Below are 22801 nucleotides of genomic sequence, written 5' to 3' on the forward strand. Positions count from 1 at the left end.
AGGATCCATGTCGGATCGCTGTGCAAAAAAAAGCGCCAGCCCGATCCGGTCCCGCATTGTTACGGGCGTATCTCCTGGATGCGTGCTGGCGTATGATCGTCATGACGGCGTAGTGGCTACCCTTTCTGTACCCTCGCGATCAGGCTTTTCGCCACCTCGCTCGGACAGGGTTGCGCTGCCATTTCCGCCGCTACCTCTTCAGAGGCGTCGCGAAGCGCGCGATTGTCGAGGAAAGCATTGATCATGCTGCTCGACAGGCCGTCGTCGCCGGGGATGATCCCGCAGCCGCGTTCGACAACAGCGCGGGCATTTACCGGGCGATCGGCACCCTGGCCGAAGACGATCTGTGGAATACCGGCGTGCAGCGCCGTCAGGGTATTGCCCGCGCCACCATGATGAATGAAGCCATCTGCGCCGTTCAGGAAGGCTCCCATGGGTATCCAGTCGACCAGGCGAACATTTGAGGGCAGTGAGCGCAGATCCGACCGCGCATTGGCCGAAAGATGCAGGATGATCTCGGCATCGACTTCACTGGCGGAATCCATCACCCAGGCGATCAGGTCAAGGCCGTCGACCATCGGTTTGACGGTACCGAGACTCACCAGCAGACGTTTACGGTCGGGCGTCCTCTCCCACCACGGTTCCCACACCGCGCCGCCGTTGTACGGGACGTACTGCATGGGAATAATGGGTTCTCCGTCGTTTTCAAGAATGCTCATGCTCGGTGGTGTTACGTCGATCCAGGCCATATCGCGCGGTGCGGCCCCAACGCCGTGGCGATGATAGGCGTCCGCGAGCGAACGCGTTACGCCTTTGATATGCCAGGGCGTATGGCCGAAGCCGACGGTTTGCATTACGACCGGTATATCGTATTTGGCGGCAATCAGAGGCCCGATGACGCCGAGCGGCGGGTAGATGATGAGATCGGGCCGCCAGTGTCCGGCAAACTCCACCAGGTGGTCGGCCATCTCTTCGCTGAAGAATGAGAAGTTGCCCATTTTTGTGCCGATGTTGCTTTCTTTTCGCTGTGCCTCGCGGCGGCGATAGTCAGCTTCAGAATCAAAACCGGGTGCGGCGTCAAATACCACCAGCCCTGCTTCTGCCGCTTTTTGGGCGAATTTTCCTCCGCTGGCGATCAGCACTTCATGGCCGTTAACGCGAAACGCCTGTGCCAGAGACAGCACAGGATACAGCAGCCCATAGAGAGGCGGGCCTACAAACAAAATACGCATGAGAAAATCCCTCTCCGCTTGACGAACTAAATCAGGAAGTCGACGCAGTCATATGCCAGCAGCAGGACGTTAATTTTCGTTAAGCCTGCTTTGACAGACGCTGCGTCCTTTTTGAGTTTCATCAGCCTTACGAACGGTCCTGTCGCTGACTATTCCGTGACGTAGGCTGGTGAATCGGGAATTCCTTGTCCCGGCTTCCATTAACGCTTACGCGCCGTTGTCCTTTTGAACAGCCCAGGCGGCGTCGTGATGCCACGCCGCGGTGTTCAGATGCATTTGTTGAGTGTGAGACCGTTCAACAAACCTGGAGAGGCTTGTTTCCTGATACCTCTGTATACCTTGCCAGATAAACCATCAGTGCAAATGCTAATGATAATAATTACTATTATCATATGTGAGTTGCAACTATAATTAAGCACTTAATGCACAATGAATCGATTATGGGAAAAATCGCAGGTGGGGCTCAGCAAAAGGGGACTCTGTGGATTTAGGCACAAAATCCCACGCTTGCGGCGGTTTACAGGCGGACCTGGTGATTCTGTGTAATTGATGGCGGGGGTCTACGATGACGCTACTTCACCAAATAGCGCGGGTTTACCTCCCGTAAATACTGGCGATGTTACTATGATGCCTGATTCACTGCTGTTTATCGTTATGGAAAACCTGCGTAATGTTAACAAAATTCCCTCCCCGACGCGTAATGACCTGTGCTGCGGCTCTGCTAATTATTTTTAGCATCGCCTTGTTCTTCTTCCTGAGAAGCCCCGAGGTTCCTGAGTATGTTACCGCTCCAGTACGCATCGGCGATATTGAAAACGCCGTACTTGCTACCGGTCGAATTGATGCGATTGAGCGGGTCAACGTTGGGGCACAGGTTTCTGGCCAGGTTAAGTCGCTGAAGGTGAAGTTAGGCGATCGTGTCACTAAAGGACAGCTCATCGCTGAAATTGATGACGTGCCGCAGCGGAATGATTTACGCAACGCAGAAGCTGCTCTCAACGTGGTAAAAGCGGACCTTCAGGCTAAGCAGGCGCAGTTGAAGCAAGCCTCATTGCGTTTTAAGCGCCAGCGCCAGATGTTAAATGAGGATGCCAGCTCGAGAGAAGATTTCGAAACGGCTGAAACCACGCTGGCCAGTACCCGCGCTGAGCTATCGGCACTGAACGCCAAACTCGTCCAGGCGCAAATTGATGTCGACAAGAAAAAGGTCGATTTGGGTTATACAAAAGTTGTTGCTCCCATGGACGGCATTGTTATTGCCGTTGTCACCCAACAGGGCCAAACGGTTAACTCCAGCCAAAGTGCGCCGACCATTATCAAACTCGCACGTCTGGACGTGATGACAATTAAAGCCCAGATCTCTGAGGCGGATATCACGCGAATTTCACCGGGACAGAAAGCCAGATTCACCATTTTCTCTGAGCCGGATAAGCATTATGACGCCACGTTACGTACCGTTGAACTGGCACCTGAGTCGGTTATGAAAGATGATAGCCTTGCCAGCAGTAGCTCAGCCTCAGGGTCAGGCACGTCAAATGCTTCGGTGTACTACAACGCGCTGCTGGATGTCCCCAATCCAGAAAATCGACTGCGAATTGCCATGACAGCACAGGTGACCTTGCTGGCTGGAGAAGCTAAAAATACGTTACTGGTGCCGATTCAGGCTGTGCACAAGGTGAGTGGCAACAAACAGCAGGTGCAGATATTGACCAGTGATAACCGGCTGGAAACCCGTGAGGTCAAAACCGGCATTACTAACAGTGTGGATATCCAGATCCTGGACGGTGTAAAAGTCGGGGAACATGTTGTGTTATCGCAGCCGGGTGAAAAAGCGCCCGGGGAAGGGTTTGTATCTTGAGTAATATCATAGAACTCAAGGGCATCAGCCGCACCTACAGGAACGGTGGACAGGAGCTCACCGTGCTTAAAGGGATTGATTTGACTATCGCTGCTGGGGAGATGGTCGCGATCATCGGCGCCTCCGGTTCCGGTAAGTCAACCCTGATGAATATTATGGGCTGTCTCGATGTCCCTGATTGTGGCGATTACTTTATCAGCGGTCAAAATGCCGCCCAGCTTTCACCTGACGATCTGGCAAGGATCCGCCGTGAGCACATCGGTTTTATCTTCCAGCGTTATCATTTAATGCCCGACCTGAGCGCGTTAAGTAACGTTGAAATTCCGGCGATTTATGCCAATAGTGAGCGCGAAAAGCGCCGTCTGCGCGCGGCGACATTGCTTGGAAGACTCGGGCTGGAAGGTCGTGAACATCATAAACCGGGAGAGCTTTCAGGCGGCCAGCAGCAGCGTGTGAGTATTGCCCGCTCGCTGATTAACGGCGGTGAAATCATTCTGGCGGATGAACCCACCGGCGCGCTGGATACGCAGTCCGGTCAGGAGGTACTGTCAATACTCAGTGAACTGAATCAGCGTGGCCATACCGTGGTTATGGTGACACATGATATGAAGGTAGCGCAGCATGCTAACCGTATTATTGAGCTGCGTGACGGTGAAATTATTTCTGATACCGGCAGTCGTGTTACCTCCGGGGTTGCCCTTAAACGACCTGACAGCGTTCAGCAAAGCTGGTGCAAAGTATTGTTGACCGTACCCGTGAATCCCTGCACATGGCGTTAAAAGCGATGAATGCGCATCGCCTGCGCACGACGTTAACCATGACGGGCATTATTTTTGGTATCGCCGCGGTTGTTACGGTGGTGGCACTGGGAGAAGGCGCGAAACAGCGAACCCTTGATAATATCAAGGAGCTTGGAACCAACGTGGTGAGCATCTACCCGGGAAGGGATTTCTTTGACGACAGCACTGAAGCCATTCGTACACTGGTCCCGGCAGACGCCGAAGCATTAGCAAAGCAGGGGTTTGTTGACAGCGTCAGCCCCGAAGTTAACGCTTCCGACAACATTCGCTTTCTGGGTAAATCCGCTACCGCCACGATCAATGGCGTTGGGCGCGATCATTTTCGCGTAAACGGTATTGAACTGTTGCAGGGATCAACTTTCCAGGACGATCGAAATGCCTCGCAGGAAGTCATCATTGATGAAAACGCCCGCAAGGCGTTATTTGACGATGCGGGACTCAAGGCACTTGGGCAAATCGTTTTTCTGGGTTCCGTGCCTGCACGGGTTGTCGGCATCGCCAAAGGGAACAGCCGAAGCTATGCGCCTAATCGCATTAACGTCTGGATGCCTTACAGCACGGTGATGTATCGAATGACAGGAAAACCGGTGTTGACCAGCATCAGCGTAAGGCTTAAGGATGATGTTGCCAACGAGGCAGCGGTCAGCGCTATTTCTCAGCTTCTCACTCAACGCCACGGCGTGAAAGACTTCCAGCTTTATAATTTCGAGCAGATTCGACAATCAATCGAACGGACCTCAATGACCTTTAGCATCCTGATTCTGATGGTGGCCTGCATCTCGCTGATGATCGGCAGCATTGGGGTGATGAATATCATGCTGGTGTCGGTCACGGAACGGACCCATGAGATTGGCGTACGAATGGCGGTCGGTGCGCGTCAGGGCGATATCATGCAGCAGTTTATGATTGAGGCTGTGCTGGTATGTCTAATAGGAGGAGTGTTAGGTATTGCACTGTCGTATGCCGCCGGAGCGCTGTTCACCGCGCTGGCAGGGGGCATTTTCACCGCCATTTATTCGTGGCAGGCCGCTGCTGCCGCATTCTTCTGCTCAACTTTAATCGGCATGATCTTTGGTTATCTCCCTGCCCGCAAGGCAGCAAGGATGGATCCGGTCGTTTCACTGGCCAGCGAGTAACCCATGAAAATATTATCCCCTTTAACGGTATGCCTTGCTGTCCTGCTTAGTGCTGGCTGCGCCGACTCTCTGAAAAGCGACTATCAGCCTCCTGAGGTGAAATACCCTGCCAACTGGTATCAGGCGGATGCTGCGGAGGAGAGGATGCCGTTCGACTGGCAGGCCTTTAACGATCCAGACCTCGACGGCTGGCTGCGGCAGGTGATGGTGCGCAATAACGATGTCGCTGGAGCGGTATTGCGTGTTTATCGCGCCCGCCTGGAAGAAGAGCGGATTGGCATCACAAACGATCCGGGACTAAAAGGTTCGCTCGCGCTTGACGGTAAAAAACAGCTGAACAGCTCAGCCCACTGGAGCAGGGGCAGCGTTGCCAGTATTAATACCAGCTATGAGCTGGATCTGTGGGGCAAAATAGCGCGGCAGCGCGATGCGAAGGCGTGGGCACGTTTTGCCTCGGAAGAGGATCTGCGTTCTGCACGCCTGACGCTGCTTTCAAATGCCAGTAATAATTACTGGCGCTTAGGCTTTATTAACCAGCAGTTGTCTGTCCTGCAACAAAGCATCGACTATGCAAAAGAGACGCTGCGCCTGGCTAACGCGCGCTATGCCGCGGGCGGTGCCTCCTCTCTGGATGTTGTGGATGCTCAGCAGGGCGTGCTTTCGCAGGAAAACAGGCTGGCGGCGTTGAAGAATGAACGTTTACAGGCGCTCAATCAGCAAGCCGTTTTGCTTGGAACCGCGCCGGGCAGCGCGATAGTCGAACCGAAAGCGTTACCAATGGGACCACTGCCGCAGGTCAGTGGAAAGATCCCGGTCAACGTGCTGCGGCATCGACCCGATATCAGCGCTAAAGAGTGGCGGGTACGGGAAGCATTGGCCACCGTTGATGTCCAGCGTACTGCATTTTATCCAGCGTTTAGTCTGACCGGCTCGCTTGGCACCAGCAGCAGCAGCCTTATGGCCTTCCTGGAAAATCCTGTAGGCTCTGTTGGAGCAAACCTGACCCTGCCGTTCCTGGAATGGAGAGAAAGGGGCATGGACGTGAAGATTGCCCGAAACGACTACGAGCAACGGGTTCTGGAGTTTAAACAGGAACTTTACAAGGCGATGAGTAGCATAGAAGATGCGCTTGCTTTGCGTCATCAACTCCTGGAACAGGAGACGCTTCTACGTGAAGGCCTGGAACTGGCGAAAAAATCAGAGAGGCTAAACGAAGTTCGCTATCGCCAGGGCGCGGTGCGAATTTCTTTCTGGCTTGATGCTCAGGAGAAACGCCGTCAGGCCGAACTGGCACTGTATGAAAATCGCTTTAACCAGTTAAATAATCTGGCAAAAATCTATATGGAGTTCGGCGGTTCGGTATCTTTCCCCTGAATTGCGCAGACTCATTTACGTCTGGCAGCAATATGACTTGCTGCCAGGGCGCAGTTCGCAAGACATCCCTCGTCATTATTCAAACCCATCTCACAAAAATCGTTCCTCCCCTTTGATCGAAATTTCATCTCCGGCTATATGACTAGTCATATCATTTAAATGACTAGTCATATAGGAGGCAACCATGAATCAATCACTGCCAGCCAACTTCTTATGGGGCAACTCGGTGTCGAGCATGCAGACGGAAGGGGCCTGGAATGAGGGCGGAAAGGGGATGTCGGTGTACGACATTCGCGAAGCCGGTGAAAATATCTCTGACTGGAAAGTGGCCACCGACTCCTACCACCGCTACCGGGAAGATTTCGACCTGATGCAGGATCTGGGCATGAACTGCTACCGCTTCCAGATCTCCTGGAGCCGCGTCTGCCCGCAGGGTGACGGCGATTTTAACGACGAGGGTATCGCCTTTTACGACCGTTTTATCGACGATCTGATCGCCCGCGGTATCGAGCCGATGGTCTGCCTCTACCACTTCGATATGCCGCTGGCGCTGGCGCAGGAGTACAACGGATTTAACGATCGTCGCGTCGTGGAGGCGTTTATCCGCTACGGCAAAAAGATGATCGACTGCTTTGGTGACCGGGTGAAGTACTGGCTGACCTTTAACGAGCAGAATATTTTCCACATGCCGATAGCCTTTCGCATCTCCGGCTATATGAAGGGGGAGGAAACCCTGCGCGAGCTGTACGAAGTGCAGCATCACACCATGGTGGCGCACATGGCGCTGACCGAGTACCTGCACCAGACTAAGCCGGGCAAGCTGATGGGCGGCATGCTGGCGCACCAGCTGATTTATCCGGCCACCTGCAAACCGCGTGACATCTTCTGCGCCCAGCAGTACGACGAATTCCTCAACCAGAACCTGCTGCGCGTCTTCGCGGGCCAGGGCTACAGCCCGGCGGTGATGGCGGTGGTGGAGCAGGAAGGCTTCGGCGATATCTACCGCGCAGACGATCTCGCGCTGTTTGCGCGAACGAAGAACGACTTTATGGCCTTCAGCTACTACGCCAGCAAAACGCTGGACAGCGATGCCATCCCGGAAGGCACGCCGGTGAGCTATTACCTGCTGCACGGCGAGAAAAACAATCCGTACCTGAAGGCCACCGAGTGGAACTGGCAGATCGATCCGCTGGGCTTTCGCACCATCATCACCCGCTATGCCAACGACTGGCGGATGCCAGTATTCCCGATTGAGAACGGCATTGGGGTGATTGAGTCCTGGGATGGCGTAAACCCCATAGAGGATACCTACCGCATCGACTACCACCGGGCGCATATCGAGGCCATGAAAGAGGCGATGTTCGAGGACGGGGCAGAGGTATTGGGCTATCTCGGCTGGGGGTTGATTGACATTCTCAGCTCCCAGGGTGACATGCGCAAGCGCTACGGCGTGGTCTACGTCAACCGTGAAAATCACGACCTGAAAGACCTGAAGCGCGTGCCGAAGAAGAGCTATGCGTGGTTAAAACAGGTTATCCATACCAACGGACGCGAGATGTAAGCCGTACGCTGCCGGGCCGTTTTTGTGACTGATTGATGGGAACTATCCGCTATGTCTGAAACAAAAATAACACCGCACATGCAGTCTTTTGTCGATAAATTTGTTGAGTTCTCGGCGCGCCTGGCAAACCAGGTGCATCTTCGCTCCCTGCGCGATGCCTTCGCCACGGTAATGCCGATTTTCATCCTCGCCGGTCTGGCTGTGCTGGTGAATAACGTGGTGTTCCCCTGGATCTTAGAGGGCGACACGCTCACGCAGTTTAAGGTGTGGGGCGAGGCGATCATCAACGGCACGCTGAACATCGCCGCGCTGCTGCTGGCGCCGATGATCGCCTGGTCGCTGGCGCGCAACAAAGATTTCGACAATCCGGTCTCGGCAGTGGTTATCGCCGTCAGCAGTTTCATCATCATGATGCCGATGCGCTTACAGATTACCCCCGTCGGCAGCGACGCCACGGTAAACGTTACCCAGGTGCTGACGTTCGCCAATATCGGCTCCACCGGGATTTTCGCCGGGGTGCTGATTGGGCTGCTCTCAACCGAGCTGTTTATCGCCATTTCACGGCTGAAGGCGCTGCACATTTCGCTGGGGGAGAACGTACCGCCAGCGGTGAGCAAATCCTTTACCGCGCTGATCCCGACGATCCTCACGCTCTCCCTGTTTGCGGTGCTGGCGGCTATACTGGCGAACGTGCTGCACACGGATCTGATCCATCTCATTACGACATTTATTCAGCAGCCGCTGCGGCTGATCAACACCAGCCTGCCCGGGACGATCTTCATTTACAGCTTCGGTAACTTCCTGTTCACGCTCGGTATTCATCAGTCGGTGGTCAACAGCGTGGTGCTGGAGCCATTCCTGCTGATCAATACCAATGAGAATATGCTGGCCTTTGCCAACGGCCAGCCGATCCCGCACATCATCAACAACATCTTTGTGCCGACCTTTGGCATGGTGGGCGGGACGGGCAGCACAATCTCATTGCTGATTGCTATCTTCATCTTCTCAAGACAGAAATCAGCGAAGCAGGTGGCGCGTCTGTCGCTGGCGCCGGGTCTGTTTAACATCAACGAGCCGGTGATTTTCGGCCTGCCGATAGTCTTTAACCTGCCGCTAATGATCCCGTTTGTGCTGCTGCCCGCTATCGGGATTTACTTTGCGTGGCTCTGTACCACGCTGGGGCTCATGTCGCGCTGCGTGGTGATGATCCCGTGGACGACCCCGCCGATCCTCAGCGCCTGGCTGGCAACGGCGGGGGACTGGCGGGCGGTGGTGGTGCAGTTGGCAATCATCGTATTTGGTGTATTCTTCTACCTGCCTTTCCTCAAAGTTGCCGAGCGAGTGGCGTTGAAAAACAGCGGGACAGAACACTAATTTAAGGAAGGACGATGGCGGCGAAGTACATCACCATAGCGCGGGAAATTAAGAAACGCATTATCACCCAGCAGTACGCCGCCAATGAACCTCTGCCGGACCAGTTTGCGCTGGCGGCGGAGTTCAGCACCAGCCGGATGACCATTCAGCAGGCGATGCGTCAGCTGATCGTAGAAGGGCTGGTCTATACCCGACAGGGGCAGGGCACGTTCATCCGCAAAAATTTCCTCCAGCTTTCCCAGTGGGATCTCTCCGGCAGCGACTACTTCGGGGCGACCAAAACCTGGGAACATTTAGGCACGGTGACGAGTCAGGTGGTGCACTTCGAACTGCGCTTCCCGAACGAGAAAGAGCAGGCATCGCTGATGATAAATCCGGATACGCCGATCTATGACTTTATCCGTCTGCGTTTACTGAACGGTGAGCCGATGTCTCTGGACGCTACGGTAATGCCGCTCAATCTGGTGCCCGGTCTGAACAAAACCCATCTTGAAAGTTCGGTATTCCGGTATGTACAGGAGACGCTGGGGCTGAAGATCATGGGATCGTATCGGGTGGTGCGGGCGCTGAAGCCCAGTGCGCTGGATATGCAACACCTTGTCTGCGAGCCAACCGACCCGGTGCTGGAGGTAGAGCAGGTGATCTATCTTGAAGATGGTACGCCGCTGGAGTACGCCCATTGTCACTATCGCTATGACCATGGCGGCATCGTTATCGTGAATAACGGATAAAAAAAAGCGGGCCCCGCGGCCCGCTTTTTTTATTCTCACGATTAGTTCAGACGCACCGGCATACCGGAACGGTTCTGAATCGCCTGGTCAACAATGGTCGTGTCAACATCCGCCTGAGAGGTGACAGACTGCACCGCGCTGGTCAGCTTAATCGGTACGATTTCGTTGTTGTTGATCTGATCTTCGCTGGTGGACAGCGGGTTATGCACTTCAATGTAACGGCTGCCGTCCGGCTCTGACGTCGCTTTCACCGGTTCGTTAATGAACTGCACGCGCGTACCGACCGGCACGTTATCGAACAGGAATTTGATGTCTTCATTACGCAGACGCACGCAGCCGTGGCTTACGCGCAGGCCGATACCGAAGTTGGCGTTAGTACCGTGGATGGCATACAGACGTCCAATGTACAGCGCGTACAGACCCATCGGGTTATCCGGGCCGGCAGGCACAACGGCTGGCAGCGGTTCGCCGGCAGCAATGTACTCAGCGTGCATTTTGGCGGTCGGCGTCCAGGTTGGGCCCGCTTTCTTACGCTCCACTTTGGTGGTCCAGTTCAGCGGAGTGTCTTTACCCAGCTGACCGATACCGATAGGCAGCACGATCACGGTGTTGGTGCCTTTCGGGTAGTAATACAGACGCATTTCGGCGCTGTTAATCACGATACCTTCGTGCACGGTATCCGGCAGGATCAGCTGCTGTGGAATGTTGAGTACGGTACCCGCTTTCGGCAGATACGGGTCAACGCCCGGGTTCGCCTCCAGCATGTTCGACAGACCGAGCTGATACTGCGCCGCGAAGTATTCCAGCGGCTGAGAGTTCCCTTCCGGCACCGTCACCACCTGGTTTTCACCCACCAGACGGCTTCCGTCTGTCGGCAGGGGATACGTCACCGCAGACGCGGTCTTACAAAAACCTACTACGGCTAACGCCGCCGCAAAAAGCGTTGTTAATTTCATGTTCATGTTATGCGAGGTATCTAAGCCATTCTGGCGATGAGTTGATAAGTCTGAATCGGTAATGGGAGCGCATTATATGTGCATTCCCGTTAACTGGGAATTCAGATGTGTACGAAATCACATTTTTTTCGATTTTGTTAAAGTTTAGTGGATTACCGCAACAGGGGATCTCAATTCGGAATTGTGGCATAATGCCGCGTTTATCACACTTTTCGCAGGAATCTCTCCGTGTTAGTTACCAGCAACGTCACTATGCAGTTTGGCAGTAAGCCGCTGTTCGAAAACATTTCCGTCAAATTTGGCGGCGGCAACCGTTACGGCCTGATTGGTGCCAACGGTAGCGGAAAATCCACCTTTATGAAGATCCTCGGCGGTGACCTGGAGCCAACGCTCGGTAACGTGTCGCTCGACCCTAACGAGCGCATCGGTAAGCTGCGTCAGGATCAGTTCGCCTTCGAAGAGTTCACCGTGCTCGACACCGTGATCATGGGGCACGCGGAGCTGTGGGAAGTGAAGCAGGAGCGCGATCGTATCTACGGTCTCGCTGAGATGAGCGAAGAAGACGGTTACAAAGTGGCCGACCTGGAAACGCAATACGGCGAAATGGACGGCTACTCTGCGGAAGCGCGTGCGGGCGAACTGCTGCTGGGCGTCGGTATTCCGGTTGAACAGCATTACGGCCCGATGAGCGAAGTCGCGCCAGGCTGGAAGCTGCGTGTGCTGCTGGCACAGGCGCTGTTCTCTAACCCGGACATCCTGCTGCTCGACGAACCGACGAACAACCTGGACATCGACACCATCCGCTGGCTGGAGCAGACGCTGAACGATCGCGACAGCACCATGATCATCATCTCGCACGACCGTCACTTCCTGAACATGGTGTGTACCCACATGGCGGATCTGGACTACGGCGAGCTGCGCGTTTATCCGGGCAACTACGATGAGTACATGACGGCGGCAACCCAGGCGCGCGAGCGTCTGCTGGCCGACAACGCCAAGAAGAAAGCGCAGATTGCTGACCTGCAATCCTTCGTCAGCCGCTTCAGCGCCAACGCCTCTAAATCGCGCCAGGCAACGTCGCGTGCCCGTCAGATCGACAAAATCAAGCTGGAAGAGGTTAAAGCCTCCAGCCGTCAGAACCCGTTCATCCGCTTCGAGCAGGACAAGAAGCTGTTCCGTAACGCGCTGGAAGTGGAAGCCCTCACCAAAGGCTTCGATGAAGGCCCGCTGTTCAAAAACTTCAACCTGCTGCTGGAAGTGGGCGAGAAGATTGCCATCCTCGGCGCCAACGGCGTGGGTAAATCCACTATGCTGAAAACCCTGGTGGGTGAACTGCAACCGGATAACGGTACCGTGAAATGGTCTGAAAACGCGCAGATTGGTTACTACGCGCAGGACCATGAATATGAGTTTGAAAACGATCTGACCGTCTTCGACTGGATGAGCCAGTGGAAGCAGGAAGGCGACGACGAGCAGGCGGTACGCAGCATTCTGGGGCGTCTGCTGTTCAGCCAGGACGACATCAAAAAGCCCGCCAAAGTGCTCTCCGGTGGTGAAAAGGGCCGTATGCTGTTCGGCAAGCTGATGATGGAAAAACCGAATATTCTGGTGATGGACGAACCGACTAACCACCTGGATATGGAATCTATTGAGTCGCTGAACATGGCGCTGGAGATGTATCAGGGCACCCTGATCTTCGTCTCTCACGACCGGGAGTTCGTCAGCTCGCTGGCGACCCGCGTGATCGAAATTACGCCAGAGCGCGTGGTGGACTTCACCGGTAACTACGAAGATTACCTGCGCAGTAAAGGTATCGAGAGTTAAAAAAATAGCCGGGTGGCGGCTTCGCCTTACCCGGCCTACGTTCTATCCCCTCTCCCTGTGGGAGAGGGTTAGGGTGAGGGCAACAGGCCGCACTACACCACCCACTCGCCCCCTTCAACTCCGTTCACCCGCAACGTACGTTTTTCCCCCGCCGGTAATGACACCTTCAGCGCCTTCCATGCCGGACGATAGTCGCCGCGCGCATTCACCTTCAGGTTGATACTTGCGCCGTCGCACTCCATCTCCCATTCCACCCACAGCGCGTTGCCGTTCTGGTAGCCCCAGCTTTCGCCGTCATCCTCAAACAGCAGCCCGGCGGTGGTGCCGACGCCTTTCACCGGGAACAGTTTCAGCTCACGGGTATCGTCTTTATCGGCGCTCACGTGACGGATGCGTTCGCTGAGCGGCAAACCGGCCCCGGCGCGTACCAGCAGCGGCAGCTTTTCCAGCGGCGCATCAAGGACGATCGCCTGGCCGCCCGCATACCACGCGTGGGTGTAAAAATCGTACCAGCCCGTTTCGTTATCCGGCAGCCAGACGCGGCGCTCGCGCTGCCCGGCTTCGACGACGCTGGCCACCAGCAGGTCACGGCCCAGCAGGAAGTCGTCGCACTCTTCAAAGGTCTGCGCATCGTGCTCATGATCGAGGAAGGTCGGGCGCAGCATCGGCTCGTCGTCGGCGTGCGCCTGCCAGAGCAGGGTGTAGAGGTACGGCAGCAGGCGGTAGCGCAGTTCAATGGCGCTGCGAATCGCAGGCGTGACACCCGGGTACATCCACGGCTCGTTCACCGTGTGATCATCGTTCCACGAATGAATGGTAAAGCGCGGGTGCATCACGCCGTTCTGTACCCAGCGCACGAACAGCTCGGCATCCGGCTTGTCGCCGGAGAAACCGCCGACGTCGTGACCGACGTTGAACAATCCGGACAGGCTCATGCCCAGCCCCATGCGGATGTTATAACGCAGGGTGTCCCAGTTGGTGCGGTTGTCGCCGCTCCAGGTCTGAACGTAGCGCTGCATCCCGGCACAGCCGGAGCGGGAGATCAGATACGGACGTTTCTCCGGCGCAAAGCGCTGCTGCGCTTCCAGCGAGGCGCGCATCATCAGCAGCGGCATCACCGGGCGAATGTGCTTGATGGCGATCTCCTGACCGAAGCCATAGCAGCGCGCTTCCCCGTCCCACACTTCATACTCGTTGTTGTCGTTCCAGGTGGAGTCGATGCCCATCTCCAGCAGCTGCGTGGTCACGCCGTTCTGCCACCACTGCACCGTCTGCGGGTTGGTGAAGTCGAGATGCGATCCTTCGTCATCCCAGAAGCTGGAACGTTCAGGCGCATCGGTTTCTGAATCACGAATGAACAGGCCGCGTTCCGCCACTTCGCTGTAGCGGGGATGATCCTGCAACAGACACGGCTTGATGTTGGCCGCAAGCCGCAGCCCCGCGTCGTGGAACGCCTGGCTCATCACCTTCGGCTGCGGCACTTTGTCGTAGTTCCAGTTAAAGACGTAGCGCTTGCCGTTAATCGAGGTATAGCCGGAGGAGAGCTGGAACGAGTCGCACGGAATGGCATGCTCATCGCACAGGCGGATGAAGTTCATCAGCTGGTTTTGCGCGTCCGGCGCGTCGGTGTAGTGCATGGTCGAGCCGCTGTAGCCCAGGCTCCACTTCGGTCCGAACAGCGTTTTCCCCGTCAGGCGCACGAAGGCTTTCGTCACGTCCAGCACGCGCTTGCCGGTGAAGAGGTAGTAGTCAATATCGCCCGCTTCCGCCTGCCAGCGGCGGTAGGCGGTGTGATAGTTGTCGATCTCGTTACCCAGATCCAGCCAGCAGCTGCTCAGGTTATCGTAGAACAGACCGTAGCTCACGTCATCGCGACGGGTGAGGGTGAACGGGATGTGCTTGTAAAGCGGATCGGTGCTGGCCGCGTTATAGCCCATCGCGTCCAGGTTACGCATCTCATAGCGTTTGCCGTTGCGCTGTAAATCACCCGCTTTCTCACCCAGACCGTAAAAACGTTCATCCTTACGACGGCTAAGATAGTGCGCCACGCCGTCACCGTGGGCGTTCAGCAGGTAGGCGCTGGTCGGGCGGTCATTGACCAGCGGCTGCCACTCGCCCGCCTCATTGCGGTAGTGCCACTCCAGCCACAGCGGCTGGTGGACGGTGACGCGCAGCTGTTCAGTCGCTACGGTTAACGTGTCGTCCTGCTGCGTCAGCGTCCAGGCAGGGCAGGTGAAGCCGCTGACATCGTCACGACGGCGGCCTTCCCACGGCACATCTTGTTCCGGCGCGATGCTCCAGGTGCGGTTCAGCGCCAGCTCGCCTTTACGTTTGATCAGCACACGGAACAGATTCTCTTCCAGCACATACAGACACAGGCGGTGCTGATTATCGATCAGCAGTTCCAGATGGTTTGCTGACTGCTTATCTACGGTCCAGTTTTTCAGGGTTTTCATATGCAATACATCCACTATCAGGCGCGCTTGGCGCGACGTTCAGCAATAAATGCTACCAGGAAGACAGCGCCAATCAGGTCAAAGAAGCCCATGGCAATAAAAAGCGGGTTAAAGCCGATTTTGTCGGCGGTCACACCGATTAACAGTGAGAACAGGAAGCTGGCGATCCACGCCGCCGAGCCGCGCATGCCGTTGACGGTCGCCATCTGGCCTTTGTCGAACGACTCCACGACCAGGGCGCTCAGCATGCAGGAGATGATCTGGTGCCCGAAGCCGCCGATAGAGATCAGCACGATGGTGATATACGGGTCGCGGGTCACGGCCACGACGGCCAGAGAAATCATCAGAAACGCGCCGGTGACGGAGCTGGCTACCACCGAGTTAACGCGGGTGCAGCCAAACCAGCGGGTGTAGAGCCGGGTCAGGTAGCCGCTCGCCACGCTGCCGAGGTCGGCGGCCAGGAACGGCAGCCAGGCGAACATCGCGATCTGTTTCAAATCCATACCGTGCTCTTTGGCGAGGTACAGCGGCACCCAGAAGCTCAGCACGGCCCAGGCCGGTTCCGCCATAAAGGCCGGGATGGCGATACCGTAGAACCGTTTGTTCTTCGAGACGGTTTTCAGCGCGGTCAGGAAGGGCAGTTTGACCGGCGCAGGTTCGTTATCCTGCTTGATAAACGCCAGCTCATCGCGGCTCAGGTTTGGGTGCTGTTCCGGGTTGTGATAAAACGCCCACCACAGGATCACCCACAGCAGCGCCAGCACGCCGGTAAACATAAACGCACCCTGCCAGCCGAACGACGCGTGAGCAAAGTAGATGATAGGCGGGGCCAGCATGGCCCCAATGGAGAAGCCTACCCCCGCCCAGCCTGCGGCAACAGGGCGCTCTGATTTCGGGAACCATTCACCGATGGTTTTGGCGTTCGCTGGCGTGGCGGCGGCTTCGGACGCACCCATAAAGAAGCGCAGAATCGCCAGGTGCAGCCAGCTTCCGGCACCCGCGTGGAAGATACACATCAGCGCCCAGATCCCGGCGCAGACCATAAAGCCGATTTTCAGGCCGATAACGTCAATCAGCCAGCCGCACAGGGGCTGGAAAATGGTGTAGGCGATCTGGAACGCGCCGACGATCCAGGAGTACTGCTCGGTGGTGATCCCGAGGCTCTCTTTCAGTTCAGGGGCGAGAATACCTAACGAGTTACGGGTGATGTAGTTAACGGTCACGCCGAGAAGAAACAGCACCAGTACGTACCAGCGCAGGTTCCTGATGACGCGACGTGTTTTGCTTGTCGCTACGGTGTTATTGATGTCCTGACTCATTTTCTTCTCCACAAGACGGACGGTAAGGGGACAAAGGTTCAGGTGTCACACAGCGTCAGGCGTTTGAAAGTTATCTGTTTTAGAGCGCTAAGCTGCTATACAACTAGTATGGAAGTTGTGTGACAGGTTCACCTTAAGAAAGAAATTGGGCAGGGAATAGTGTATTTTGTGCAAACTTTCTCATAACCGAGGTTTAATTTTCGGCATTATGGCCTTCTTGCAAGTTATTACCTGATAAACAAGTTGTGAAAATTTTTTCATTTCACATCCGGAGCCAGATCACAAAATGGACAAAAGGCTTAAAATCACCGAAATCGCCGCCCGGACGCAGCTCTCCATCAGCACCGTTTCTCGCGTGCTGGCGGGGAAGGCAAACACCAGCGAAAAAGCACGGGCAAAGGTGCTGGCGTGCGCGCGGGAGCTGGGGGTAATGGACGGCATGGCGGCGGGGCGTCTGCTGCTTAACAGCCTGGTGGTGTTTGCCCCGCAGCGGGCGTTTGACGAGCGGTCCGACATCTTTTACTACCGCGTCATCCAGAGCGTGAGCAAAGGGCTGGCCTCGCACGAAGTTCGCCTGCGTTACTGTGCGCTGGAGGAGAACGACAGCGATGCCCAGCTGTTTCTGGCCCGCATGAACGAAGTGGACACCCAGGCGGCGATCCTCCTCGGTATCGACGATCCGCATATTCACGATCTGGCGGTAGACGTGGGCAAACCCTGTATGCTGATTAACTGCCGGGACCGCCACATGCGCCTGCCCGCCGTCGCGCCGGATCATCGCGCGATTGGCAAGCGGGCGGCGGAGTACCTGTTCGAGATGGGGCACCGGGAGGTGATGAACGTGCTGTGCCTGCGTCGCTACACCATGGAGCTGCGCCTGTCCGGGATCCGCGACGCGTGGCACGGTCATAACCTCAGGTTCAGCGACAGGCGCGACCTGCTGATGGTGTCCAGCTTCAGCGCCAGAGAGACGGAGCAGCTGGTAAGCGAGTGGCTTCACCAGCAGAAAGGGAAGGACCTGCCGACGGCGTTCCTGGTTGGTGGCGATTTTATGGCGGCGGGGACCATCAGCGCGCTGCAAAACCACGGTCTGCGCGTGCCGCATGATGTCTCGGTGATGAGCATCGACGGCTTTAATCTCGCGGCGATTCAGGATGTGCCCTTAACCGCGGTACATGTTCCGCGTGATGAGCTGGGAACGGAAGCGGTGCATATGCTCCAGCAGCGGCTGATGCGCCCGGATGCGCCGGTGGGAACATTGCTGCTAAACGGCACGCTGACCGTGCGGGAGTCGGTACGGCGGATACGTCAGGGGAAACGACGCACCGCCGTTGAGCGGGAAGGGCTGTATGACGGTTAAGCCATGCCCAGCGCGCGCCTGCCGTGGATGTTGAGATCGTTCACGGTAAAGCGGCCCTGCCAGCTTTTCTCATAATCCTCGCGCGGGAAATCGCCCGGTGACGCGCCGGTTTCCAGCGCTTCCTTGACCTTTTTCGCATAGGCGAGATTCTTCTCGCACATCGGCGCGGCAGGAATGTACATCACGTTGCCCCAGCCCTGCTGATTTTCCACCGGCGCGACGGAGTGGATCACATCGCAGTGCCACCACACGGAATCACCGGCTTCCAGCGCCGGAATGCTGGTTAACGCTTCGATCAGCAGCGGGTGCCACTTCTCAGAAATCGGCAGCACGCGCCCCGGCGCCACGCCGCACAGCTCGTCTTCCGGCACGTCGTCCAGCAGCGGACGCAGCAGAATGTAAGCCATTGCCTCCGGGATCGGCACCACGTGCAGCAGCCCCTGGCCGGGGATCATATCCGACAGCGCCGTCCAGCCCTGGAAGGTGCGGAACACCGAGCATTTGGTGGTGTTATCGACGGTGTACTCTTCCACTTCGGTACGATGCGCGGCATTCCACGGATCGTATTTCTCGACGTTGCCGTCAAACACGCGGGCGAACACCTGCTGATAAGCGGGCAGCAGCCAGCGCTCCAGCGCGCCAGAATCGGTGTGTGCGCCAAGTCCTTTCGAGGTGGTTCCCGGCGGGCGGCGGCGGATGCGGTCAGGGTAAATCACGCTCACGTCCGGGTCGAACCACTGTTTACCGTTGCTCTCAAATGTCCATAAACGGTTCAGGAATGACTGTACCTGCGCCATCTCTTCACTCTGGCGCGCCTGCATTTGCGCCTGAGACCAGTAGATCGGATAAATCTCCGGACGAGAGGCCGTTAAGGTGCCGAAGAAGTTATCGCCGGGTCCTTTGTACACCTCGTCAAATTTGTTCAGATCGAGGTAGTCGAGCATCGACTGATCCCACGCCAGCGCCTGCTCGCGCGGGAAGTGGCCTTTGATCACCCCGCAGCCGCGACGTTTAACGGCTTCGCGCTGTTCGGCGGTGATCGTGCCGTTTTTCACGTCGGCAAAAGGGATCACTGGCCAGACGGTTTCGCCTTTGTTTTTGAGAGCGTTGATTTCCGCCACGCGGGTGGCGATTTTATCGCTGAGCCGGTCGAACACCGCCTGCACGTCGCCGATCTGCGCGCGTAATTCACGTTTCATCTGACGGATTGCCGCTTTATGGTCCGCTGGCAACGTTTCGCTGGTAAAGGTCATAACTGCCTCGCATCTTTCATTCGAAAGTAAAAGTGTCTACAAGTGATACTTTAAGTTAAAAAAAAGTTAATGCAAGTTTAAAACCTTGACGGGTGCCACAGGATGGGAAAAGAGTGAGAGGCCGGAGCGAGGCTCCGGCAGGTAGGGGGATCAGGCGTCGAACGGGGAGTGCGCGTCGAGCACGGACTGAATCACATTCAGCGCGCCCTGATGGTTGTTATCGTCGGTAGTGTAACGGCTGACCTCTTTAATGCTGTCCGCCGCGTTGCCCATCGCAAAGGAGTATTTTACCAGCTTCAGCATTTCCGCATCGTTGCCGCTGTCGCCAATGCCGACGCACGCCTGAGGTGAGACTTTCCAGCGTTTAAGCAGGCGGCTGATGCCGTTGGCCTTGTGCAGGCCGGGGATAATCAAATCGACAAAACCGAAGCCGCTGGTGACCGGCTTCATGATGCCGTCCAGGGAGACATGCAGTTTATCAACCAGATTCGGGATATCGCTGTCCGGCAGGTTCAGGGAGAATTTAAACAGCACGTCGTCAATTTCGCGGTAATCGCTGATGGGTTTTAAGCGATGGTAGTGTTTCGACATCAGCTTCACGAACGCTTCTGGTGCTTTATCGCTGACGTACGCGCTCTCCAGCCCGCAGGCCACAAAGTTCAGCCCTTTGTCTTTCAGCAACTCGCCAATGACGATCTGCGACTCATGACGCGTCAGTTCGCCGTGGAAAATCTGTTCGCCGTGATCGAAGACCAGCGCGCCGTTTTCCGCGACGAAGGAGATCTGATCTTTCAGCTCCGGGAAGAAGGAGATGAGCTGGTAATACTGGTTGCCGCTGGCGACAACAAATTCAATGTCGCGGGCTTTAAGCTGCTCAAACTGTGCCTGGAAGCGGTCACGATCGTACTGCTTGGCATCATCAAGGAAAGTTCCGTCCATATCGGTGACGATAACTTTTACGGTCATACTGTGCTCCTGGGTCACTGCGTTTGAAACATTCTAATAACAAGGTGACGGGGAGCACAAATTTAATTTCGAATGAAAGTCAGAAAGCCGGGTGGCGGCTTCGCCTTACCCGGCCTACGGGGGGACAATGTAGGCCCGGTAAGCGAAGCGCCACCGGGCGTTTTTTTACAGCGTATGCTCAGTACGGGCGATAATATCGTCCTGCGCATCCGGCGACAGGGCGGTGAAGAACGCCGAGTAACCCGCGACGCGCACCACCAGGTCACGATACTGATCCGGGTGTTTCTTCGCTTCCAGCAGCGTTTCGCGGGAGACGATGTTGTACTGAATGTGCCAGCCTTTATGCACCTCGAAGAAGGTGCGCAGCAGCACCATCAGCTTCTGGCGATCGCTGTCGTTTTCCAGCGTCGACGGGTTCAGCTTCTGGTTTAGCAGCACGCCGCCGAGAATCGCTTCCGTCGGCAGTTTACCCACGGAGCCAATCACCGCCGTCGGGCCGAGGTGGTCGGTACCGGAGGCCGGGCTTGCCCCTTCCGCCAGCGGGGTGTGGGCTTTACGGCCGTCCGGCGTCGCCATGGTTGCTGCGCCAAACGGCACGTTTGCGGAGATAGACGACGTGCCCGCGTAGTAGTTACCCCCAATCGGGCCGCGGCCGTAGCGTGGGTTGTGATACTGCTTCAGCTCTTCAATGTAGGTCTGATAAGCACGGGTCAGCAGCAGGTCCACGCTGTCGTCGTCGTTGCCGTACTTCGGCGCGCCGTTGATCAGGCGCTGGCGCAGCTGCTCGTGGGTCAGCCCCTCGAAGTCATCCGCCAGCGCCGCCGCCAGCTGTTGCTGACCGATAACGCCCTGGTCAAACACCAGCTTCTTCACCGCTGCCAGGCTGTTGCCAAGGTTGGCGATCCCCACCTGTAGGCCGGAAACCCAGTCATACTTCGCGCCGCCCTGCTTAATGCTTTTCGCGGGTTCGATACAGTCGTCCACCAGCGCCGAGCAGAGAATATCGTGGACGTTCTCTTCCAGCATGGTGTCCACCACGTACTCGATCTCAATGGATTTGCGGGTGTAGTAGCGGATCTGGTTATCCCACGCCGCCATGACCTCATCGAAATTCCCGAAATTACCGGCAGAAAGCGCTTTTTCCTGCGGCAGGAACACCTGGCCGCTGGTGGCGTCGCGACCGCCTTCCAGCGCCGCCAGCATCACGCGGGCGAAGTTGATAAAGCTCATGCCGGTGCAGCGATAGCCCCACTTGCCGCCGACGGCGGTTTCGATGCAGCCAATCGCCGCATAGTCATACGCGTCCTCTCGTTCCACGCCGAGCTTGATAAATTCCGGGATCACGATTTCATCGTTGTTAAACGCCGGCATCCCGAAGCCGCAGCGGATCACCTGCACGCAGGCGTCGAGGAAGTCGTTGCTCATGCCCGCGTGGTAGCGCACGCTCAGGTTCGGCTGGGTGGAGCGCAGACGGCCGCAGGATTCGAGAATGGCGTAAGAGAGCGGGTTGACCGCGTCCATCGGTTCACCGTTGACCAGCTTCTGGCCGCCGATGGTGACGTTCTGATACAGCGGGCTGCCCGCAGAGGCTTTGGAGTGCGAGCCGGAGCGGATTTTGTTCACTTCCAGCAGCTTCAGCCAGCAGCTGTGCAGCAGCTCAATGGCGTGCTCGCGATCCAGACTCTGGTCCAGCTCCACGTCGCGGCGGTAGTACGGGTAAAGGTACTGGTCCATACGGGCAAAGGAGACGGAGTGACCGTTGGACTCAATTTGCAGGATCAGCTGAATGAAGTAGCACAGCTGTAGCGCCTGCCAGAAGGTTTTTGGCGGTTGGTGGGCGATGATGTCGCAGTTTTCCGCCATGGCCAGCAGCTCGTCGCGGCGGCTGTCGCGGGTTTCTGTTGCGGCCATTTCACGCGCCAGGTCGGCAAAGCGTTTGATGTGCAGGCTTACGGCTTCCAGCACGATATCAATGGCTTTCAGGAACTGGTCGCCGTGCAGATCGTCCAGCACCGTCAGGTTGATGCGCGACCGGCGCTCGGCCACTTTCGCGCGCAGGCCGTCAAGCCCTTTCTCCAGCACCAGCGGGAAATTCACCGCCAGGTGTGCGTCACCGGAGGTCATGTTGCCTTCCGCTTTGATGATGCCGGTTTCCAGCAGGCCTTTCTGCTCGTCGGTGAACATGCCGTAGCAGCGGTCCTGCACCGTCTGGCCGCGCCACCACGGGCAGATCTCATGCAGCACGCGCTTGTTCTCTTCGCTCACAGCAAAGCCTGCGCCCGGGCGGTCCGCCAGATCGTCAATCTCTTTCTCAATCCAGGAGACGGTATATTCCGGGAAGATCGGCGCGGCGCGCACTTCGCTGGCCTGGTTACCGATAATCAGCTCGTCATGCTTGATCCAGATGGTACGCTCGGCCAGGTGATGCGCCAGCGCCAGGGCGCGACGTACCGGGATCGGCTTGTCCATGTGCTGCTGATACATTTCGGTGTAATGCTGCGCGCGCTCGGTACAGACCGGCGGCTTAACGATATGCACCAGCGCCGTTTTGTGCGCCTTGATGCGCTCGCTGAGGGTGTTGAGATTCAGGGTGGTCATAAG

14 protein-coding genes and 1 pseudogene are annotated in these 22801 nt (G+C 56.6%); 8 read left to right on the plus strand and 7 right to left on the minus strand.

Annotated elements, in window-relative coordinates; genetic code table 11:
• Positions 1-116 precede the first annotated feature (116 nt).
• Positions 117-1232 (minus strand): salmochelin biosynthesis C-glycosyltransferase IroB, encoded by a 1116-nt coding sequence (iroB, locus tag KTH07_RS04550; RefSeq protein WP_017384908.1) that lies wholly within the window; start codon positions 1230-1232, stop codon positions 117-119.
• Positions 1233-1902: 670 nt separating this feature from the next.
• Between iroB and KTH07_RS04555 the strand changes: the two genes are divergently transcribed.
• The 6 genes and pseudogenes from KTH07_RS04555 (at position 1903) to KTH07_RS04580 (ending at position 10066) form a co-directional block, all read left to right on the plus strand.
• The gene (locus KTH07_RS04555; protein ID WP_023303343.1) at positions 1903-3090 is read left to right on the plus strand and encodes an efflux RND transporter periplasmic adaptor subunit; all 1188 of its coding nucleotides are present in this window, start codon (positions 1903-1905) and stop codon (positions 3088-3090) included.
• A pseudogene (locus KTH07_RS04560) lies at positions 3087-5026 on the plus strand (MacB family efflux pump subunit). The gene KTH07_RS04555 and the pseudogene KTH07_RS04560 overlap by 4 nt, the downstream one beginning before the upstream one ends.
• A gap of 3 nt (positions 5027-5029) precedes the next feature.
• Positions 5030-6400 carry an efflux transporter outer membrane subunit gene (locus KTH07_RS04565; protein WP_032620024.1) on the plus strand — a complete coding sequence of 457 codons (1371 nt, stop codon included), beginning with the start codon at positions 5030-5032 and terminating at the stop codon, positions 6398-6400.
• Between the two features lie 184 nt (positions 6401-6584).
• Positions 6585-7961 (plus strand): glycoside hydrolase family 1 protein, encoded by a 1377-nt coding sequence (locus KTH07_RS04570; protein WP_023303346.1) that lies wholly within the window; start codon positions 6585-6587, stop codon positions 7959-7961.
• A 51-nt stretch (positions 7962-8012) separates the two neighbouring features.
• The gene (locus KTH07_RS04575) at positions 8013-9335 is read left to right on the plus strand and encodes a PTS sugar transporter subunit IIC (protein WP_023296170.1); all 1323 of its coding nucleotides are present in this window, start codon (positions 8013-8015) and stop codon (positions 9333-9335) included.
• Between the two features lie 14 nt (positions 9336-9349).
• On the plus strand, positions 9350-10066 hold the full coding sequence (locus KTH07_RS04580; RefSeq protein ID WP_015571043.1) for a GntR family transcriptional regulator: 717 nt from the start codon (positions 9350-9352) through the stop codon (positions 10064-10066).
• Between the two features lie 41 nt (positions 10067-10107).
• Here KTH07_RS04580 and ldtB read toward each other — a convergent pair whose 3' ends face one another.
• Positions 10108-11028 carry a L,D-transpeptidase gene (gene ldtB, locus KTH07_RS04585; RefSeq protein ID WP_015571042.1) on the minus strand — a complete coding sequence of 307 codons (921 nt, stop codon included), beginning with the start codon at positions 11026-11028 and terminating at the stop codon, positions 10108-10110.
• 222 nt (positions 11029-11250) lie between these two features.
• On the opposite strand from ldtB, the gene KTH07_RS04590 reads away from it, so the two are divergent.
• Positions 11251-12846 carry an ABC-F family ATPase gene (locus KTH07_RS04590; protein ID WP_003858434.1) on the plus strand — a complete coding sequence of 532 codons (1596 nt, stop codon included), beginning with the start codon at positions 11251-11253 and terminating at the stop codon, positions 12844-12846.
• A 92-nt stretch (positions 12847-12938) separates the two neighbouring features.
• On the opposite strand, the gene KTH07_RS04595 is transcribed toward KTH07_RS04590, so the two are convergent.
• Positions 12939-15302, minus strand: coding sequence for a TIM-barrel domain-containing protein (locus KTH07_RS04595; RefSeq protein ID WP_032620022.1), 2364 nt, complete (start codon positions 15300-15302; stop codon positions 12939-12941).
• 17 nt (positions 15303-15319) lie between these two features.
• On the minus strand, positions 15320-16621 hold the full coding sequence (locus tag KTH07_RS04600; protein WP_015571039.1) for an MFS transporter: 1302 nt from the start codon (positions 16619-16621) through the stop codon (positions 15320-15322).
• Between the two features lie 286 nt (positions 16622-16907).
• Here KTH07_RS04600 and KTH07_RS04605 point away from each other — a divergent pair, with 286 nt between their 5' ends.
• Entirely contained in the window at positions 16908-17981 is a 1074-nt protein-coding gene (locus tag KTH07_RS04605) for a LacI family DNA-binding transcriptional regulator (RefSeq protein ID WP_023303349.1), read from the plus strand.
• Here the strand turns inward: KTH07_RS04605 and KTH07_RS04610 are convergent.
• The 3 genes from KTH07_RS04610 to KTH07_RS04620 form a co-directional block, all read right to left on the minus strand.
• Complete coding sequence (locus KTH07_RS04610; RefSeq protein WP_032620020.1) at positions 17978-19234, minus strand: DUF1479 domain-containing protein; 1257 nt, start codon at positions 19232-19234, stop codon at positions 17978-17980. The two genes, KTH07_RS04605 and KTH07_RS04610, sit on opposite strands and share 4 nt — an antisense overlap.
• Positions 19235-19384: 150 nt before the next feature.
• Positions 19385-20200: a Cof-type HAD-IIB family hydrolase gene (locus KTH07_RS04615; RefSeq protein WP_032620018.1), complete on the minus strand. Its 816-nt coding sequence runs from the start codon at positions 20198-20200 to the stop codon at positions 19385-19387.
• Between the two features lie 165 nt (positions 20201-20365).
• Positions 20366-22798 (minus strand): formate C-acetyltransferase/glycerol dehydratase family glycyl radical enzyme, encoded by a 2433-nt coding sequence (locus KTH07_RS04620; protein ID WP_063161952.1) that lies wholly within the window; start codon positions 22796-22798, stop codon positions 20366-20368.
• Between the last annotated feature and the right edge of the window lie 3 nt (positions 22799-22801).

This window comes from Enterobacter cloacae complex sp. ECL72 (assembly GCF_019056635.1).
In the GTDB taxonomy this organism is placed as follows: domain Bacteria; phylum Pseudomonadota; class Gammaproteobacteria; order Enterobacterales; family Enterobacteriaceae; genus Enterobacter; species Enterobacter hormaechei_C.

What these genes read in the sequence shown, in the direction of transcription:
- iroB (WP_017384908.1), bottom strand. Translation starts at nt 1,232, where the DNA reads ATGCGTATTTTGTTTGTAGGCCCGCCTCTCTATGGGCTGCTGTATCCT.
- KTH07_RS04555 (WP_023303343.1), top strand. Translation starts at nt 1,903, where the DNA reads ATGTTAACAAAATTCCCTCCCCGACGCGTAATGACCTGTGCTGCGGCT.
- KTH07_RS04565 (WP_032620024.1), top strand. Translation starts at nt 5,030, where the DNA reads ATGAAAATATTATCCCCTTTAACGGTATGCCTTGCTGTCCTGCTTAGT.
- KTH07_RS04570 (WP_023303346.1), top strand. Translation starts at nt 6,585, where the DNA reads ATGAATCAATCACTGCCAGCCAACTTCTTATGGGGCAACTCGGTGTCG.
- KTH07_RS04575 (WP_023296170.1), top strand. Translation starts at nt 8,013, where the DNA reads ATGTCTGAAACAAAAATAACACCGCACATGCAGTCTTTTGTCGATAAA.
- KTH07_RS04580 (WP_015571043.1), top strand. Translation starts at nt 9,350, where the DNA reads ATGGCGGCGAAGTACATCACCATAGCGCGGGAAATTAAGAAACGCATT.
- ldtB (WP_015571042.1), bottom strand. Translation starts at nt 11,028, where the DNA reads ATGAACATGAAATTAACAACGCTTTTTGCGGCGGCGTTAGCCGTAGTA.
- KTH07_RS04595 (WP_032620022.1), bottom strand. Translation starts at nt 15,302, where the DNA reads ATGAAAACCCTGAAAAACTGGACCGTAGATAAGCAGTCAGCAAACCAT.
- KTH07_RS04600 (WP_015571039.1), bottom strand. Translation starts at nt 16,621, where the DNA reads ATGAGTCAGGACATCAATAACACCGTAGCGACAAGCAAAACACGTCGC.
- KTH07_RS04605 (WP_023303349.1), top strand. Translation starts at nt 16,908, where the DNA reads ATGGACAAAAGGCTTAAAATCACCGAAATCGCCGCCCGGACGCAGCTC.
- KTH07_RS04610 (WP_032620020.1), bottom strand. Translation starts at nt 19,234, where the DNA reads ATGACCTTTACCAGCGAAACGTTGCCAGCGGACCATAAAGCGGCAATC.
- KTH07_RS04615 (WP_032620018.1), bottom strand. Translation starts at nt 20,200, where the DNA reads ATGACCGTAAAAGTTATCGTCACCGATATGGACGGAACTTTCCTTGAT.
- KTH07_RS04620 (WP_063161952.1), bottom strand. Translation starts at nt 22,798, where the DNA reads ATGACCACCCTGAATCTCAACACCCTCAGCGAGCGCATCAAGGCGCAC.